This is a genomic window from Sutcliffiella sp. NPDC057660 (assembly GCF_042800035.1).
GTDB lineage: Bacteria > Bacillota > Bacilli > Bacillales > Bacillaceae_I > Sutcliffiella_A.
This window is the reverse complement of sequence record NZ_JBHVHV010000008.1, coordinates 121,436-137,815: the sequence shown is the minus strand read 5'-3', so window position 1 is coordinate 137,815 and position 16,380 is coordinate 121,436. Positions and strand designations below refer to the sequence as shown.

Below are 16,380 nucleotides of genomic sequence, written 5' to 3'. Positions count from 1 at the left end.
TGCGGGGTCTCACATTGGCCACTGCTCACGCAGGACAAGGAAGGCTTCATAAGCCATACATCGCACGCAGAAAATGCTCGCATTTTCAAGGAGTCTTCGTCTTGCACCCCAATCAACCGCTAGTGTAATCTAAAACCTAAACGCATATTTTAATACTTTAAAAAAACCGACCTATTTTCGAAAACTCAAATTTGGTCGGTTTTTACTTAGGCTAAAACACTTTTGTCCCAGCCTCAAGCAGTCTATTTACTTTCAAAGAGGTGAAAGTTCATCCCATAAGGATCCTCGATCATGAGGCTCTTTTCGTTATACTTTTTTGTTATGCTACAGCCTTGATGTAAAAGCGAATCCTTGATGGAATCCACATCCTCTACAGCGAATTCAAAGAAGACCTTCTGTTTTGCATCTTCACATTTCTCCATATAGAAATGGGTACCGTTCAAGGTGAATTGGGTTTCCGTTTCATTCGTCTCTATCAGTTCCATTCCAAGTGTTTGCTCATAAAATTGTCTGGCCTTTTCATAATCCTGTACTTGGATGGCGATATTGTTTGTAAGCTGGAATGGTGTTTTCTCGTTCATTTTTTTACTTGGACGGTATTCTTCATAGCCGGATGGAAGAAGATCAAAGAACGACCAAACAGAACAGAAATCATCACCCGGCCCGAAAAATGTCTTCGCATGATGAAAAATTTTCCCATCTTCATCTCTCGTAAAGACCGATACCCCTGGGTAATTCATTCCTTCAAGTACAAATCCCAGATCCTCCTTAAAGGAGTTTTCTTTTGTAGAAACCATCGGGAAAATCCATCTTCTTTCGGCAGCAAAATTCTCCTGATCTGCAGGGCTGTCAGGGCTCGATACAACAAAGGAAGCCTTTTTGATAATGTGATGATATACACTACTAAAGCCGTCCGCCCACATTGTGCAATAGGAACAGCTTTTCCCCATATTATGTACGACCAGCAGCTCATTCTTGTTCCCAAACAGTTCCAGCAGAGTGACTGGTTTCTGATGAGATGTGACAAAAGTGTAGTTTTCGACCTGTTCGCCTTCGATTCCTTTTCTCAGCTCTGAAAGCTGCCTTTTCTTTTCGATAATCTCCAATTCCAGCTTCTGTATTTCACTCATTACATGTGTTTGACTCATTGCTTGTCCCTCCTTTAAATTATGTATATGGATAAAAATAGTTCTTTAAACTGTGTAGATCTTGCTTTATGATAGGAATAATAAATTTTTGACGAAGGAGTGGGTAGATGAAACTGACAAAATATATCATTATCATTGCTATTTTCATAGCTTCCACCACGTTTCATCTATCCAGTCATCCTTCCCCCAATACAATTCTCTCTTTGGTGAAGGATTCCTTCTTTTTGGACCTGGACAATATGAATGCTGATGAAAGTTCGGATAAAAACCATACTTGGATGAATGACCATCCATTTGCAATTGCCGGATATCAGACGATTGCAACAAATATTACAGGTGCAAAAGAGCAACTGCCTTCCTTTCTCCATCATCTTGTCACAGTATTTCACCAGGGGAACTTTATGGACCAATTCATGAAAGATCTCACCTTTTAACCGACAAATAAAAGGAGGAGTTATCATGATGTGGGTCCGCATTATTGCAATTTGTTTTTTCTCCCTTACTTCCCTCAGTCTATTTGCATTTCAGGGTATCGAGGTTGTCAAGGCATTTACTGAATATTTCCATTCAAAATAAGGATAGGTGGAGAAAGTCGCATTCATTGGTGCGGCTTTTTTCTTGTGCAAAACAAGAAATTATTTTCCGAAAATACAAAATATTTTGTTAGCACTTACATATATTAATACAACTAATACTTATCTTTTATCTACAAAGAAGGAGCGATGTTCATGAGAGATATGCCGAATTTCGGTGAATTTTATCCTAAATCTCTTGTACCAATCAAGAATGACGACCTGCTGATTTTTTTGGAGAAAGTGACAGATATCGAATCATGTGATCATTTCAGTCATTGGTTGATTGCGTTGGAAGGAAAAGAGATGAATCTCGGCGAAGATTTCTACCATTGGCAGATAGTAGTCTTTCCGGCAGAACTGAATGGCGGATTTGATTACAAATATCCATTATATGTCTCCTCATTCTTCCTCTCCATCGATGAAGCACTGGACTACATCACGGAAGTCGAAAAAATTGCGAAAGATGGGCAGTTGTTTACCATCGCAGGGTGACAAAAAAAGAAAAACATCTCTGTTTTTCTTTTTGAAAGTATATGTGAAACAGTGTACAAAGAAAGTGATATACATACCCCTCTCAAAGTGCATCTCCGCTTCGTAAGTCCCTTACGTTACATTTAATTTCCCAATTGATCAGTAAAATTTATTTCTCTTTTTTGATGAAACCTTCCTGTATTACGTTTCGTAAAAATGGGCTCGGTTTCCCTACACTGTAAAGCTGCAATTGATGCATCGCTCTGGTGCAGGCGGTGTAGAAAACTCTCCGCAGGCTCTCATCACCATATACACGCTCCGATGCATCATAAATAATAACTGCATCGAATTCGATGCCCTTGGATAAATACGACGGTACGACAACCACGCCTTGTTCATACGCAATCGAATTGCTTTTTAGGAGTTTAATTTCATCGATGCTGGAAAGAGATTGATATGCATGTAAACTTTCCTCAGCAGATTTGCATATGATCGCAATACTATCAAACCCCAGTCTTCGCAAATCTGCAACTTTGGAGGCGACGCAACCCTGCAGTTCTTCGTGATCGGCTAATTGTTTAAGGGCAGGTGGTTCACCATCTCTTTCAAAAGGAATAATCCCTTCTCCATTCGGAACAAGTCTTCGGGTGAACTCAATGATCGGTTTGGTGGAACGGTAACTCCGAGCAATATTGATTATCTCCGTTTTATCTGGTCCATAAAGGCTGGTAAGTGTGTTGAAATTTACCTCTTCACTGGCATGGGCAAATATTGCCTGGTTAAAGTCGCCGAGCACTGTCATCCTTGCTGCAGGAAACAACCGCTTCAGAAATTCAAATTGAAACGGGGAATAATCTTGAGCTTCATCAACAACTATATGTTTGATCGAGCTGTTCGTCTGAAAACCTTGAATCAGCTCTTTCAATAGGAGAAACGGAGTAGCATCTTCATAAAAAAGTTTATCTTCATTCAGCTTTTCCAATGTAGCCTCGCATATATCAGCCCATTCTACTGGTGTCTCCCCTTCCATCCAAAGCTCGATCTGCAGTTGATCAGCAAAAAGTTGCTTGTATAACCCCTTAAAGTCGATAAAACGAAAAGCTCGGACTCGTTTACGAACCGGCTTCAATTTTTGGTGAACAATCAACCGGGCTAGTGCTTCTGGCTCCATTTCATAGTCGCCAATCGATTCTCTTTCAAAGCCCCGTTTTTCCGCTAAGTACTTATGTGCCTTATGGTAATCATCGTTGCTTAGCAGCTCGATCTCCTCTTGTACCCAAGGCTTTGACCATTCGACCTTTTGGACCTCACTTATTTTCTTGATTAACCAACCCTTCAATTTTTCCAGTCTATTATGGAAACGGAGTGAAGTGTCATGGCTATAGAACCTTACTGATATTTGTTGGCCAGTAATGATTGGTTGCCCTTTGAAGGTAATATCCTTAAATAGCATTCCTGATAATTCCAAGGACTGTCTATATGATTGGATCGCCTCAACGAAACGGGTAGATGCTTTAAAGCGGATACTCGCAAGCCTTGACCTGTACGAAAGAGTATTCACAGCAGTTAAAACGTATTCCAGTTGCTCGTAGGGATTTTCAACTATAAACTCTTTACTCAGACTATGATCCAAGTATTCCTGGAATGTGACCTGCTGCATATTCTCTTCACCAAGCTCTGGAAGTACATTGGACACGTAACTGCTGAACATGGAATTTGGTGAAAAAAGAATGATTTGATCAGCATTCAGGCAATCTCGATATTTGTAGAGCAAATAAGCAATCCTTTGGAGGGCGGCTGACGTCTTGCCACTACCTGCTGCACCATGGACAATGAGCAGCCTCCCTTGGTCATGACGGATGATCTGGTTCTGCTCCTGTTGAATGGTAGCTACTATATTGTGCATCTGCTTGTCTGTACCTTTGCCGAGAACCTTCTGTAAAATCTCGTCTCCAATGGTGAGACTCGTATCGAACATGGACTCTAGGACACCGCCGCGGATAAGATATTGCCACTTTTTCTCCAATATTCCCCGGACTCTGCCTCCGGGTGTTGCGTACGTGGCCGAACCTGGCTGATAATCGTAGTAGACACTCGAGACAGGAGCCCTCCAGTCGTAGATCAGAGAATCTTCTCCACTAGAATCACTGAGCGAGGAGATACCAATATAGATTTGTTCCTGAGTTGAATTCCCTTCTTCGATAAAGTCTATCCGACCAAAATAGGGATTCTCCTGCATTCGGCGAAGGGTGGATAGTCGCTTGGCTGCATGCCTATGGGTGCTTTGGCTTACCGACAGAGCTTGAGCCTCTTGACGCAAGCCGATAATCGTCTCAAGGTAATCATCAAAGCTATCCGTATTCACCTTGACTTCATCCCAAAAGTGTCTCCGGATATGAACCACTTCGTTCCGACGCCTGGCAGTTTCCTCTTCCAAACCGGTGATTTCCTCAGAGATTGTCTCCATCACACTGTCTACTCGTTCTGCTCCCGTTGAAGTTCTGAATTCACGGCAAACACTCCTTAAAAAAATTAGTAAAAGAGTTGACTTACACCTTGATTGCATTGTATAATTAAAATAGGGATAATATATTATATTTTTAAATAAACAATGCATATCTATATAAATTTACCACAAGATTACATGTTTATCAATGTCTAATTAGTAGCTAGCCAAATACGCAGAGGTGTTTGGCTATTTTTATGTGAGACGACTTCGAGTTCCTATAATAAAAAGAAGCCTATCGGTTTGATAGGCTCTTCATTCTTCTAGGCAAGTCTGAAAACAATGCCATGACCGCCCTTTGGATATTCCCACTTGATATTTTGATGCGGACATCCGATCCGGCAGCTGCCACACTCATGGCATCCTTCGTACCCGACATGCATTCTGATCTGCTCCCATTTATATATTTCCGCAGGGCAAAAAATGGTACATAATTTGTCCGGACATTTGGTCAAACAAATGTCCTCATCCAAAACATGGAGATGTGATTTGGTGTCTGCATTGAAACGTACAAGATACTGCTTCTCTTCGATAGTCTGACATTTCTTCTGTTCCGTCATTACTTCATCACCTTCCACGCTCGATAGGCGTCTCGAGCCAATTTGAGTTTTTCTTTCGGTGAGCCTAAGTCTTTCCAGATTTTCTTCTGTTTTTCCCACTTGGATTTCCCATCAACCGTAAACATCTGGCTTGCTGCCCGGTTCACCATCGGAATATATTGGTCGAAATACTGAGGAAACTTATTGAAGTGATGTGTTGAATCCTTGTATTTCTTCATATCCTGCCCGACAAAACTCTTCATCAGGTTGACCCGGTATTGGTCCAGGATGCTCTCTGAGAAATCCCCCTGCTCTTTCGCTGCAAGGATTGTTTCAGCAGCAAGCCTTCCGGAAGTCATCGCAAGATTGGAACCTTCACGGTGAATGGCATTGACGAGCTGTGCCGCGTCGCCTACCACGACCACTCCATTCCCTACGATCCTGCCCATCGATTTGAGACCGCCCTCCGGAATGAGATGTGCCAGATATTCCACAGGCTCCCCACCAGCGAGGTATGGTCTTACCATCGGATGGTTTTTGACATATTCCAACAGCTCATATGGTCTTATTTTATGCTCAATCAGCCCGGAAAGAAGTGTCCCAACACCAATACTTAAAGTATCTTTGTTTGTGTAGAGAAAACCGGTACCAAGAATGCCTTTCGTTGCATCGCCGAATAGTTCAATGGTACAGCCTTGGTTTTTTTCCAGGTTAAAACGTTCCTCGATGGTTTTGCTGTCCAGCTTGATGATTTCCATGGTAGCGAGTGCCACTTCATCCGGCCGGTACTCTTTATGGAAGCCCAGGGATTTACCCAAAAGGGAGTTGACGCCATCCGCGAGCACCACCACATCGGCATAGACCTCCCCGTCTGGACGATCGGTTCTGACACCAATTACCTTGCCATCCTCGACGATGCATTCCAGTACTACCGTTTCATTGACAAGCAGGGCCCCCTGCTCGACTGCCTTTCCCGCAAACCATTGATCAAACTTTGCCCGGAGAACCGTAAAGTTGTTGTAGGGCTCCTGTGCCCACTCCAGACCCTTGTAACCGACTGTCACAGCAGACTCTTTATCCATCATCATAAATCGCTGTTCCACGACCGGGCGCTCCAACGGGGCCTCCTTATGGAATTCGGGGATGATATCCTCCATCATCTTCCGGTAAAGGACACCACCCATTACATTCTTCGAACCTGGATATTCTCCTCGCTCCAGCAGCAAAACTTTTGCTCCGCCCTTGGCCAGTTCAAAGGCACAGGATATTCCCGCTGGTCCTGCACCGACTACGATACAATCAAACTTCTCAGACATGATTTACCTCCTCTCCGGCCAGCTCTTTTTTGAATTCCTGAACCAGCAATGGAATGATTTCAAATGCATCCCCTACAATTCCGTAATGGCACGATTGGAAAATTGCTGCCTCAGGATCTTTGTTTATAGCAATAATGAGTCCCGCATTTTTCATCCCCACGATATGCTGGATGGCCCCTGATATCCCAATGGCAAAATAGATTTTCGGTGTCACGGTTACTCCCGTCTGCCCCACCTGATGGTGATGCCCGACCCAGCCCGCCTCGACAACATCGCGGCTTGCCCCGACGACTCCACCGAGCGTGTCTGCCAGTTCGTGAATCAGCTTGAATCCTTCCGCACTTCCTAGTCCCTTTCCTCCAGCAATGACGATATCAGCTTCATCAATCCTTACTTTTTTGCTGGTTTCTCTGACAATCTCCAACACTTTCGTTCTTATATCCTCTTCTTTAAGGTCGATATGCTCCTCTATCAGGGTTCCTGTTCTTCCTGCTTCCGGGGAGAGGGCCTTCATCACCTTCGGACGCACCGTCGCCATCTGCGGTCTGTACTTTTTGCAGAGAATGGTTGCCATGATATTTCCGCCAAAAGCTGGTCTACTCGCCAAAAGAAGACCTGTGTCCTCTTCTACATCAAGCTCTGTTGTGTCGGCTGTCAAGCCAGTAGGGAGATCTGTCGCTACTGCACTCGCCAAATCCTTTCCTGTGGAGGTGGCTCCATAAAGGATGATCTCAGGCTTATATTTTTCGCTGCAGTGAAGGAGCGCTTTCATAAAGGATTCAGTGCGATATAGCTTGAAAATCGGCTGATCGTATACATAGACGGTATCTGCGCCATATTCAAAAATAGTTGAAGCCAAGTCCTTCACATTGTCTCCAATGATTACACCAGCAAGTTCTACCCCCCTCTTGTCTGCAAGCTTCTTCCCTGCCCCAAGCAGCTCAAGGGAAACGGGAGCTATTTCCCCTTCCTTTTCTTCAATAAAAACCCATACGCCCCGGTAATCTTCAAAACTCACTAGGATCCCCTCTTTTCTGCAAACAGCTCTTTCTTTTCCAAAACAATAGAAAGAATTTGCTTTACCTGATCTTGTGGTTCCCCTTCAATCAGCTTACCGCCCTCAGGCTTAGGCGGGGCCCATACCTTTGCTACAATGGTTGGGGACCCTTTAAGACCAAGCTGAGTACGGTCGATATCAGCCAGATCATTGACAGACCAGATTTGCGGATTGTACCTGGCAGCCTTAAGCATATTGGGAAACGATGAGTATGGGACCTCGTTGATCTCTTTTTCCACTGATAACAGGCACGGCAATGTGGTTTGCACCACCTCATATCCATCCTCGAGCTTCCGCTGAACCACCATGAACCCTTCTCCCTTATTGATTTCCACTATCTTTTTAACAGAAGTCAATGGGGGGATATCCAACCGTCTAGCAATCCCAGGCCCGACCTGTCCGGTATCCCCATCGATCGTCATTTTTCCGCATATGATCAGATCTACAGGCATTATTTCGCTTATTTTGTCAATCGCTTTTGTCAAGGCATAGCTTGTTGCCAGTGTGTCGGCCCCGGCAAATGCCCGGTCAGAAATCATATACCCCTCATCCGCACCGATTTCGATGCATTTTCTGATCGCTTTCACAGCTGGCGGCGGGCCCATCGTTACTACGGACACCGTTCCACCATATTTATTTTTGAGGCGTACTGCCTCCTCCACGGCATGTGCATCATATGGATTTAAAATGGCCGGTGCACTGGCGCGGTCCATCGTATTTGTTTTTGGATTCATCTTGATGACCTTCGTATCCGGCACCTGCTTGATACATGCGACAATATGAAACAATCCTTTCCCCTCCTAGTCCTCACCTATTTCACTATTTTTCATGATGTATAAGTAGATAACTGTCCCATTATTATTCATATATATGGACAAGGGGTGGATATCATTCCAGTTTTTATAGAATTGGAGGAAGAATTGGTTTGGGGTGGAGTAAAAAAAGAGAAGGAATACCTAACGAGATCTGTTATCTGTAGCATAAAACAAAAAATGCAAAAAAATAGACCAACAAAAAGTGAAATTTTTTTGGTCTCGATCAGTTGATATATGGGCTTTCTGGCAATATTTCTAGGTTTGTTTGTAGTTCATTTTGGAAAGAGAAATACAGACTTACAAAAATTTCTGTAAGTCTGCAAAAAAACTGCATTTTCATATCCAAATTTACTAACAAAAATTCACCAGTAAAAGAGATAAAGGAAATGAAAAAAACAGGATTAACTCCTGCTTTGGTTTTGCCACATTCCGTTATAGTTTCCTTTAGCTGATCAATCAAACTACTAAATTAATCAAGAGCTCGCATTAATACTCCAATTAATCAATTCCTAATAAAGTTGTTCCAACGATAATTGTATTTGTGCTTTTATCTACAAAATTTTTTGATAAAATATCGTCAATTATTAGATTTTCAAAATGGTTCCATAAATGGTAAAGCCTAGCAGTGAATTGCATCTTCTACATTTACTACAAACATAAAACACTCCCCTAAATAAGAAATGGTCTATCTTCAACCTTTAACAATCCTACACTTTCCTTTAATAACAAGTATTTCAAAGTTTGAGTTACATTATAATCACCTTTTCCAGAAGTCAGGCTTCTCAAAGAAAAAAATGGACACAAACCATATTGCTGGATTGCGCCATTTCTTGATCAAACATTTACATAGTAATTAGTCGGTCTCTATTAAACCGGATTTTTATACGTATTTTATATTGGTTGTATGGAAATTTAGCTAAATTTTCTACTTACGAATAGAATTCGCTAGTTCGGCTGTTCTCTTTCACTTTACTTAGGCAAAAAAAAGCCAGCAACATTGTGTGACTTTGAAACCTTTTATTTTTACAAAAGTTTCTCTACTTGTTTGACCACATTTTCAACGGTAAAGCCGTATTCTTCGATCAGTTTGTCCCCATTACCTGACGCACCGAATGTATCAACTGCTAAAACAATACCGTTTTCTCCCACATATTTGTGCCACCCGAGAGAAGAAGCCATTTCAATTGCAACCCTTGCCTTCACATTTTTAGGGAGTACGCTTCCCTTATAAGTTTCGTCCTGTTTTTCAAAACGATCCCAGGATGGCATGCTGATTACATTCACGTCAATGCCTTTTTCTTTTAAATGCGCTTGGGCACGAAAGGCAAGTTGTACCTCAGATCCCGTAGCAAGAAGAAGTGCATCTGGAACTTCTTTATCACCTTTACTTACTACATAGGCTCCTGCTTTTACCCCTTCATAAGCGGTCTCTTTTGTTCCCTCTAATGTCGGAAGGTTTTGTCTTGTCAGTACTAGAGCAGTTGGTTGATTCTTACTTTCAATGGCTAATCGCCATGCTGCTTGCACTTCATTTCCGTCTGCAGGACGGATTACTGAAAGATTAGGAATCGAACGTAACCCTGCAAGTTGTTCAACTGGTTCATGTGTTGGCCCATCTTCACCTACCGCGATTGAATCATGTGTAAGTACATAGGTGACAGGTGTATTCATGAGTGCTGATAAGCGGATTGCAGGTTTTAAATAATCACTGAATACGAAGAATGTCCCGCCATACACTTTTACACCGCCGTGAAGTGCCATTCCATTTAAGGCTGCTCCCATTGCAAATTCACGTACACCAAACCAAATGTTTCTTCCTGCATAATTACCTGGAGTAAAATCATCTTCGCTAGTGATTGTTGTTTTATTGGAACCAGCTAAGTCTGCACTTCCACCAATAAAAAATGGAACTGACTTTGCAATCTCATTTAGCACTTTTCCAGAAGAGGCACGAGATGCAAGTGTATCTTCTCCCGGTGTGAATTCAGGAATACCTTGCAACCACCCTGATGGTAATTCACCATTTATTGCAGTTTCTAACTCAACAGCTTTCTTAGAATAAACCTCTTTATATTTCGTGAATAGAGTATTCCAGGCATCTTCAGCCAATTTCCCAATATCAACAATTTTTTTACTGAAATCATGATATACTTCCTCTGGAATAACAAAATCCTCGTAGTCCCATTGATATGTTTGTTTTGCAAGCTGTATTTCTTCTTTCCCAAGTGGCGAACCATGAGCATCCGAGGAACCAGCTTTATTCGGTGAGCCATAGCCGATAACTGTTTTTATTTCAATTAATGTTGGTTGGCTTGTGTTTTCTTTCGCTCCTTGGATAGCTTTGCGAATTGCTTCTAAATCATTCCCGTCATCAACTCGTAATACCTGCCAGCCATAAGCGTTAAAACGTTCCGCCGTGTTATCTGAATATGAACGGTCTAGATCCCCATCTAAGGAAATATCATTCGAATCATATAAAACAACTAATTTTCCTAGTTTCAGATGACCTGCTAAGGATGCAGCTTCGTGAGAAATTCCCTCCATTAAGTCTCCATCTCCAACAAGTGAGTAGGTATGATGATCAATGATCGGGAAGTTTTCTTTGTTGTATTTTGTAGCTAAAAAGCGTTCTGCCATTGCCATACCAACAGACATGGCAATTCCTTGACCAAGTGGGCCGGTCGTTGCTTCAACTCCATCTGTATGGTGAACCTCTGGATGTCCAGGTGTCTTAGAACCGAGTTGACGGAAGTTTTTCAAGTCTTCAATGGTTACATTGTAGCCAGAGAGATGTAAAAGACTATATAAGAGGGCTGAACCATGACCAGCAGATAACACGAAACGATCACGATCAAACCATCTTGAATTTTTCGGGTTATGCTTTAAAAAGTCTGTCCATAGCACATATGCCATTGGAGCGGCCCCCATTGGGAGCCCTGGGTGACCTGAGTTTGCTTGTTCAATCATATCAATTGATAACGTACGAATTGCATTTACAGATAATTGTTCCACCGATACTGCTTGCACCATTTTTTCTCCTCCTGTACGCATAAAACAAGAGCAACTGAAAACAATCAATTGCTCTTCACTTTTATTATTTAACTAGCATCTATCGTGTTGATAACTTTTTATTTTTTCTAGTAATTTGATTTAGACGTCCTTACATTGTTAAACTACAACGGTATGATATCTAACATCATTTATCACATGTACCGTTTCTGTACAGCGTAAATTTCGATCATTTCCATTAATCATAATGGAATGAGTTGTGAATTTATTCTGATCTCGCTTAATCCCGTTTAGTAACATATTACTTGTAATACCCGTTGCTACAAATGCGCAATCATCGGTCGCTACTAATTGCTCTAGTAGTAATCCTTTGTTTACATCATTAATTCCCATACTTTTACAGCGATTACGCTCCTCATCTGTTCTTGGAAGAAGTCGTGCTTGCATGTCACCACCAAGGCTTTTTACTCCTACTGCTGCCAGCACACCCTCAGGAGCACCTCCAATTCCGATAAATAAATCAATTTGAGTTGATTCGATACAAGTTGAAATTGCCGGAATGACATCCCCATCTTCAAACAAATATGTTTTGGCACCAAAGCTTCTTACTGTCTCAATCCAATCTTGGTGTCTTTCCCGATCTTGAATAACCACTGTTAGCTCATGTATTTCTTTCCCAGTAGCATTTGCAACCGCATACAAATTTTGTTCAAAGGATGCGTTAATATCAATTTTCCCGGCTGCCTTTGGTCCTGTTGCAATTTTCTCCATGTACATGTCTGGTGCATGAAGTAATGTCCCTTTCGGAGCTCCTGCAATAACAGCGATGGCATCATTTTGGCCTTTCGATGTGGATGTTGTTCCATCTATCGGATCTACGGCTATATCAATCCGTTTCCCAGTTCCTGTTCCTACCTTTTCACCAATATATAGCATGGGTGCTTCATCAATCTCGCCTTCCCCAATTACCACAACACCATCCATTTCAATTTGATTCAGCATAAATCTCATTGAATTTGTGGCAGCTCTATCGGCTTCTATTTTGTTACCGGTTCCAATCCAAGGTAGCGAAGCAATTGCGGCTGATTCTGTTACTCGCAAAAAATCATAGATTAATTGATTCATTGGAAGTCACTCCTTATTAAGTGCGTCATTGTTTAACCTCAAGTCAATTAGTTGCAAGAATTCGCAGAAATTTCTTTACTAATTTCAGAGAAAAATTCCTTCTCTTTATCGACAATTTTATCAACTTTACGTTGAGAGCCACCTGCCCATTGAGCATTCAGGTATGCGGCAACAACCTTTTTCGTAACTTCCGATCCCAAAATTTGAGAACCAATCGTAATTATCTGGGCGTCATTACTTAATTGTGCTCTTTCAGCTGAATAAACATCATGAGTAAGCGCGGCACGGATTCCTGGATATTTATTGGCAGCAATACACATTCCAATGCCAGTTCCACAAAGTAAAATACCTCGTGTAACTTCACCATTGCTCACACCAGCAGCAACTTTAAATGCAACATCTGGATAATCTACTGCATCCTTTGAAAAACAGCCATAGTCTTCTACCTCATGGCCAAGTTCCTTAACATAACTTTTTACGATTTCTTTTAAATCAAAAGCATTGTTGTCGCATCCAATACCAATTTTCACTTTCATTTCCCCTTTCGCTTTTTCACATTAAGTCATATTTCATTAATATTATACTATTATTCTATTATATTTATTTTCTTTTTTCAACATTTATTTTCGTTTATTATTGTTTTGTTAGTTATTAATATATAATTACTTACGTAAATAACCCCTTGCCTTCTACTCTAATATTGATTAAACTTGAATTAGTATAATACATAGGGAATTTAAATAATTTTGCTTTTAATTATTTTTTACTTTTATTTTCAATCAAAATGAGGGATATAGATGAATAAATTATTTGCTACTGAAAGAAGACAATTAATATTAAACTTACTCGAGGAAAAAAAGAGAGTAACCGTTAAGGATTTGGCACGGGATGTAAACGTTTCCGAGGCTACTTTGCGAACAGATTTAAATGTATTAGAAGAAGAGGGGTTATTGACCCGTACGCATGGTGGGGCAGTGTTAAATGAAGACTTAACCAATGCCAAGGTCAGCTTTTCAGAGCGCGAAAAAAGAAACCCAGATTCCAAAAATATCATTGCCCATAAAGCAATCAATCTCATCAATCAAAAGGACTGTATTTTGCTCGATGCTAGCACAACAGCACTTTCACTAGCTAGATTAATTAGAGAGTCTACTTTAAATATCACTGTCGTAACGAATGGAATTTCAGCAGCGATTGAATTGAAGGAGAATCCCGGAGTTAATGTTATTCTAGTTGGCGGTATGGCAAGAATGGGCTCAATGGCGCTTGAAGGTTTATTAGGAACAAATATATTAAATAAAATAAATATTGATACCATGTTTACATCTGCTAGAGGATTTTCGATTGAAGAAGGCCTAACGGATTTTAATGTGTATGAAGTTGAATTAAAAAAGGTAATGGCCGATAAGGCAGATAAAATTGTTGCATTATTAGATCATTCAAAAATAGGAACAAGCTCTATCGCTACCTTCGCTACTTGTGACCAACTCGATACAATTGTTTGTGATAAAGAGTTGGATACAGAATTCAAAAAGGAACTAACAACACGAAATATAAACATAATATAATCCAAAAAAAAGATACTCTCCCTAAGTATCCTTTTTTGGAGAATACTTGATTAAATTATTATCCCAGACAGTCTTGAAACCACTTGTCATACTAGGCGCACAGTCGAGCGAAAACGCGAATAGCAGTTGCCTTCATGAGCGACGAAAGAAGCAAACAACGCCGTATGTGAGCGGTAGTCAACAGTCTGAAAGGATACTCGTTGTGAGTATCCTTTTTGTTGTATCTTACTGGTATAAATGTTTCTCAAGCTCATGAAGAATAACAGTAAAAGTTTCCATATTCCAAGCAGTTCTTCCTACGAACAATCCATTAACATCCTGATGATCTATGTATTCTAAGAAATTCTCTAAGTTGACACTTCCTCCGTATAGCAATGGAATATCATTACCAACCTCCGGAAACAGTTCAACTATTATCCCACGTAAGAAGGAATGAATTTCACCTACATACTTAGCGTCTGCAGGCATTCCATTTTCACCGATTGCCCAAACAGGTTCATACGCGATTAGAACCTGTTGTGCCTGTACTTCTGTGAGACCTTTTAAACATACCTTTAGTTGAGCAGCAAGTACCTCTAGAGAGATCCCGTTATTTTTCTGCTGAATGTTTTCTCCAATACAAACTAAAGGTTGCATTCCATACTTTAACGCAGCAACTACCTTTTTGTTAATATCAGTATCATTCTCATTAGAATATTGTCTTCGTTCAGAATGGCCCAATTCAACTAGATCTAACCCAATTTCATTAAGCATCTTGGGAGAGATTTCGCCTGTATAGGCTCCTGTATCTTCCCAGTGCATGTTTTGTGCACCTATTTTAATTCTAGAGTTACTTACTTCCTTCTTAATATCGACTAGTGCTGTGTGGGAGGGAATAATGAACAATTCAATATCAGAAGTGAGTTTATTTGCAATTTGCTTTAGTTCCTTTGTATAGGAAATGCCTTCAGCAATTGTTTTAGTCATTTTCCAATTGGTTCCTACCCAAATCTTACTCATTGTCCTCGCCCTTCTACCCAGTCCTTCATTGCTTTGAAGATAAATGAAACAGTTGTAGCAGCAGCATCCTTATGTCCAATAGCTCTTTCATCTAACAATCTAATACGGCCAAACATTGCAACATAACCCTTTGAAGCTTCCACACCATTAAGAACTGCACTTTCTGTTTTTCGGCGTCCTTCTACTAAGCTATAATTTGCTGTTGCACTTTCCTTTAGTGCTTGGACTACAGGCATAAATGCATCGATATTTGTTTTGTCTCCAAGTTCAGCCTTGCTACGTTGTTTGCTTGCTACTATTGCCTTTTCAAAGATCTCAGCTAATAATGGTAAGTCAAGAGCTTCCTTATGGTCTAGTCCCTTAATTCCACCAACAAACATTGTTCCGAGTATAACACCTGATGCTCCACCCATTGTAGAGATCATCGACATACCAATTGTATTAAAAACATCATTCACCGTTGTAAATTCATTCGCTTTTAAATTTTCCTTAGCCTTTGGGAATCCTACTGACATTCCAATCCCATGATCGCCGTCTTCGATAGCGCTATCAATCTTTGTTAAAAAAGGTTTACTTTCTATGACTTTTTCTCCTACGAATAAAAACATATCCTTTACTTGACTATCATTTAGATTGTTTACTATTTGTGTCGACATTATCTAACTCCCCCTTTAATTTTTTTCGACTTTGTTGTTATATTGTGAGCTTGCAGGAGCATTATATAACTCTTTTAAGAATGTAATAGAGAAACCACCCATCTCTTGCGTTACGCTATAGCTATTTACATCCATGTCGTAGATAGTAATTCCCTTTTCTTCTAATACTTGGGCAACTCTTTGATTCACAATCAATAGTTCTAATATTGTAGTAGAACCTAAACTGTTTACTTATATAGCTAGTTCGTCTCCTGCTTCGATTTTAACTTCTATTAATTTTCCGAGTAATACATCAGTTAGCTGGTCAGCTGGCATAATTTTGTACGTTTCATACTTGGTTCGCTATGAATTCCGATTCCTAGCTCAATCTCATCATCACCTAATACATATGGCGGTTCAGTTTCTCCAGGAATAGAGCCTGGTGAAGTTGCTACATCTATGGAAAGTATTTGGTCTGCTGCCTTTTGAGTTGCTCGAGTTACATCATCTAATGACCAGCCTTTTTTTGAAGCAGCACATGTAATTTTAATGACAAAAACGTCACCAGCAATACTTTTACGGTCAGACTTTCTCTTCTGGGACTGATGCTACATCAT

The 16,380-nt window shown here is 40.7% G+C and carries 13 protein-coding genes and 3 pseudogenes; 3 read left to right on the top strand and 13 right to left on the bottom strand.

The genetic code is table 11. From position 1 onward, the window contains the following. Positions 1–242 precede the first annotated feature (242 nt). A complete protein-coding gene (locus ACFVAD_RS10930; RefSeq protein ID WP_386639430.1) occupies positions 243–1,148 on the bottom strand; it encodes a DUF899 family protein in 906 nt (301 codons plus the stop codon). Positions 1,149–1,255: 107 nt separating this feature from the next. Here ACFVAD_RS10930 and ACFVAD_RS10925 point away from each other — a divergent pair, with 107 nt between their 5' ends. Together ACFVAD_RS10925 and ACFVAD_RS10920 are read left to right on the top strand one after the other, a co-directional pair. After that, the gene (locus tag ACFVAD_RS10925) at positions 1,256–1,582 is read left to right on the top strand and encodes a hypothetical protein (RefSeq protein WP_386639428.1); all 327 of its coding nucleotides are present in this window, start codon (positions 1,256–1,258) and stop codon (positions 1,580–1,582) included. Between the two features lie 294 nt (positions 1,583–1,876). Continuing rightward, positions 1,877–2,215 (top strand): hypothetical protein, encoded by a 339-nt coding sequence (locus tag ACFVAD_RS10920; RefSeq protein ID WP_386639426.1) that lies wholly within the window; start codon positions 1,877–1,879, stop codon positions 2,213–2,215. Between the two features lie 148 nt (positions 2,216–2,363). Here the strand turns inward: ACFVAD_RS10920 and helD are convergent. The 8 genes and pseudogenes from helD to rpiB all read right to left on the bottom strand — a co-directional run bounded on the left by helD (position 2,364) and on the right by rpiB (position 13,091). Then, positions 2,364–4,705: pseudogene (gene helD, locus ACFVAD_RS10915) on the bottom strand (RNA polymerase recycling motor HelD). A 258-nt stretch (positions 4,706–4,963) separates the two neighbouring features. Beyond that, positions 4,964–5,260 carry a ferredoxin family protein gene (locus ACFVAD_RS10910; protein WP_386639423.1) on the bottom strand — a complete coding sequence of 99 codons (297 nt, stop codon included), beginning with the start codon at positions 5,258–5,260 and terminating at the stop codon, positions 4,964–4,966. Beyond that, complete coding sequence (locus tag ACFVAD_RS10905; RefSeq protein ID WP_386639421.1) at positions 5,260–6,555, bottom strand: FAD-dependent oxidoreductase; 1,296 nt, start codon at positions 6,553–6,555, stop codon at positions 5,260–5,262. The genes ACFVAD_RS10910 and ACFVAD_RS10905 overlap by 1 nt, the downstream gene beginning before the upstream one ends. Next, positions 6,548–7,573: an electron transfer flavoprotein subunit alpha/FixB family protein gene (locus ACFVAD_RS10900; protein WP_386639418.1), complete on the bottom strand. Its 1,026-nt coding sequence runs from the start codon at positions 7,571–7,573 to the stop codon at positions 6,548–6,550. Before ACFVAD_RS10900 ends, ACFVAD_RS10905 begins: the two co-directional genes overlap by 8 nt. Beyond that, the gene (locus ACFVAD_RS10895) at positions 7,573–8,400 is read right to left on the bottom strand and encodes an electron transfer flavoprotein subunit beta/FixA family protein (RefSeq protein WP_386639416.1); all 828 of its coding nucleotides are present in this window, start codon (positions 8,398–8,400) and stop codon (positions 7,573–7,575) included. The genes ACFVAD_RS10900 and ACFVAD_RS10895 overlap by 1 nt, the downstream gene beginning before the upstream one ends. A 1,050-nt stretch (positions 8,401–9,450) precedes the next feature. Continuing rightward, on the bottom strand, positions 9,451–11,457 hold the full coding sequence (gene tkt / locus ACFVAD_RS10890; protein ID WP_386639413.1) for a transketolase: 2,007 nt from the start codon (positions 11,455–11,457) through the stop codon (positions 9,451–9,453). A gap of 138 nt (positions 11,458–11,595) precedes the next feature. Further along, positions 11,596–12,561, bottom strand: a complete 966-nt coding sequence (gene glpX, locus ACFVAD_RS10885; RefSeq protein WP_386639410.1) for a class II fructose-bisphosphatase — start codon at positions 12,559–12,561, stop codon at positions 11,596–11,598. A gap of 47 nt (positions 12,562–12,608) precedes the next feature. Next, a complete protein-coding gene (gene rpiB, locus ACFVAD_RS10880; RefSeq protein ID WP_386639408.1) occupies positions 12,609–13,091 on the bottom strand; it encodes a ribose 5-phosphate isomerase B in 483 nt (160 codons plus the stop codon). Between the two features lie 267 nt (positions 13,092–13,358). On the opposite strand from rpiB, the gene ACFVAD_RS10875 reads away from it, so the two are divergent. Continuing rightward, positions 13,359–14,129 carry a DeoR/GlpR family DNA-binding transcription regulator gene (locus tag ACFVAD_RS10875; RefSeq protein WP_386639405.1) on the top strand — a complete coding sequence of 257 codons (771 nt, stop codon included), beginning with the start codon at positions 13,359–13,361 and terminating at the stop codon, positions 14,127–14,129. A 225-nt stretch (positions 14,130–14,354) separates the two neighbouring features. Here ACFVAD_RS10875 and ACFVAD_RS10870 read toward each other — a convergent pair whose 3' ends face one another. The 4 genes and pseudogenes from ACFVAD_RS10870 to ACFVAD_RS10855 form a co-directional block, all read right to left on the bottom strand. Further along, positions 14,355–15,128: a triose-phosphate isomerase gene (locus tag ACFVAD_RS10870; RefSeq protein ID WP_386639402.1), complete on the bottom strand. Its 774-nt coding sequence runs from the start codon at positions 15,126–15,128 to the stop codon at positions 14,355–14,357. Next, positions 15,125–15,784, bottom strand: coding sequence for a dihydroxyacetone kinase subunit DhaL (dhaL, locus tag ACFVAD_RS10865; protein ID WP_386639399.1), 660 nt, complete (start codon positions 15,782–15,784; stop codon positions 15,125–15,127). The genes ACFVAD_RS10870 and dhaL overlap by 4 nt, the downstream gene beginning before the upstream one ends. A gap of 15 nt (positions 15,785–15,799) precedes the next feature. Then, a pseudogene (locus tag ACFVAD_RS10860) lies at positions 15,800–16,003 on the bottom strand (dihydroxyacetone kinase subunit DhaK); the annotation flags it as partial. Between the two features lie 77 nt (positions 16,004–16,080). Further along, positions 16,081–16,353, bottom strand: a pseudogene (locus ACFVAD_RS10855) (dihydroxyacetone kinase subunit DhaK); the annotation flags it as partial. Between the last annotated feature and the right edge of the window lie 27 nt (positions 16,354–16,380).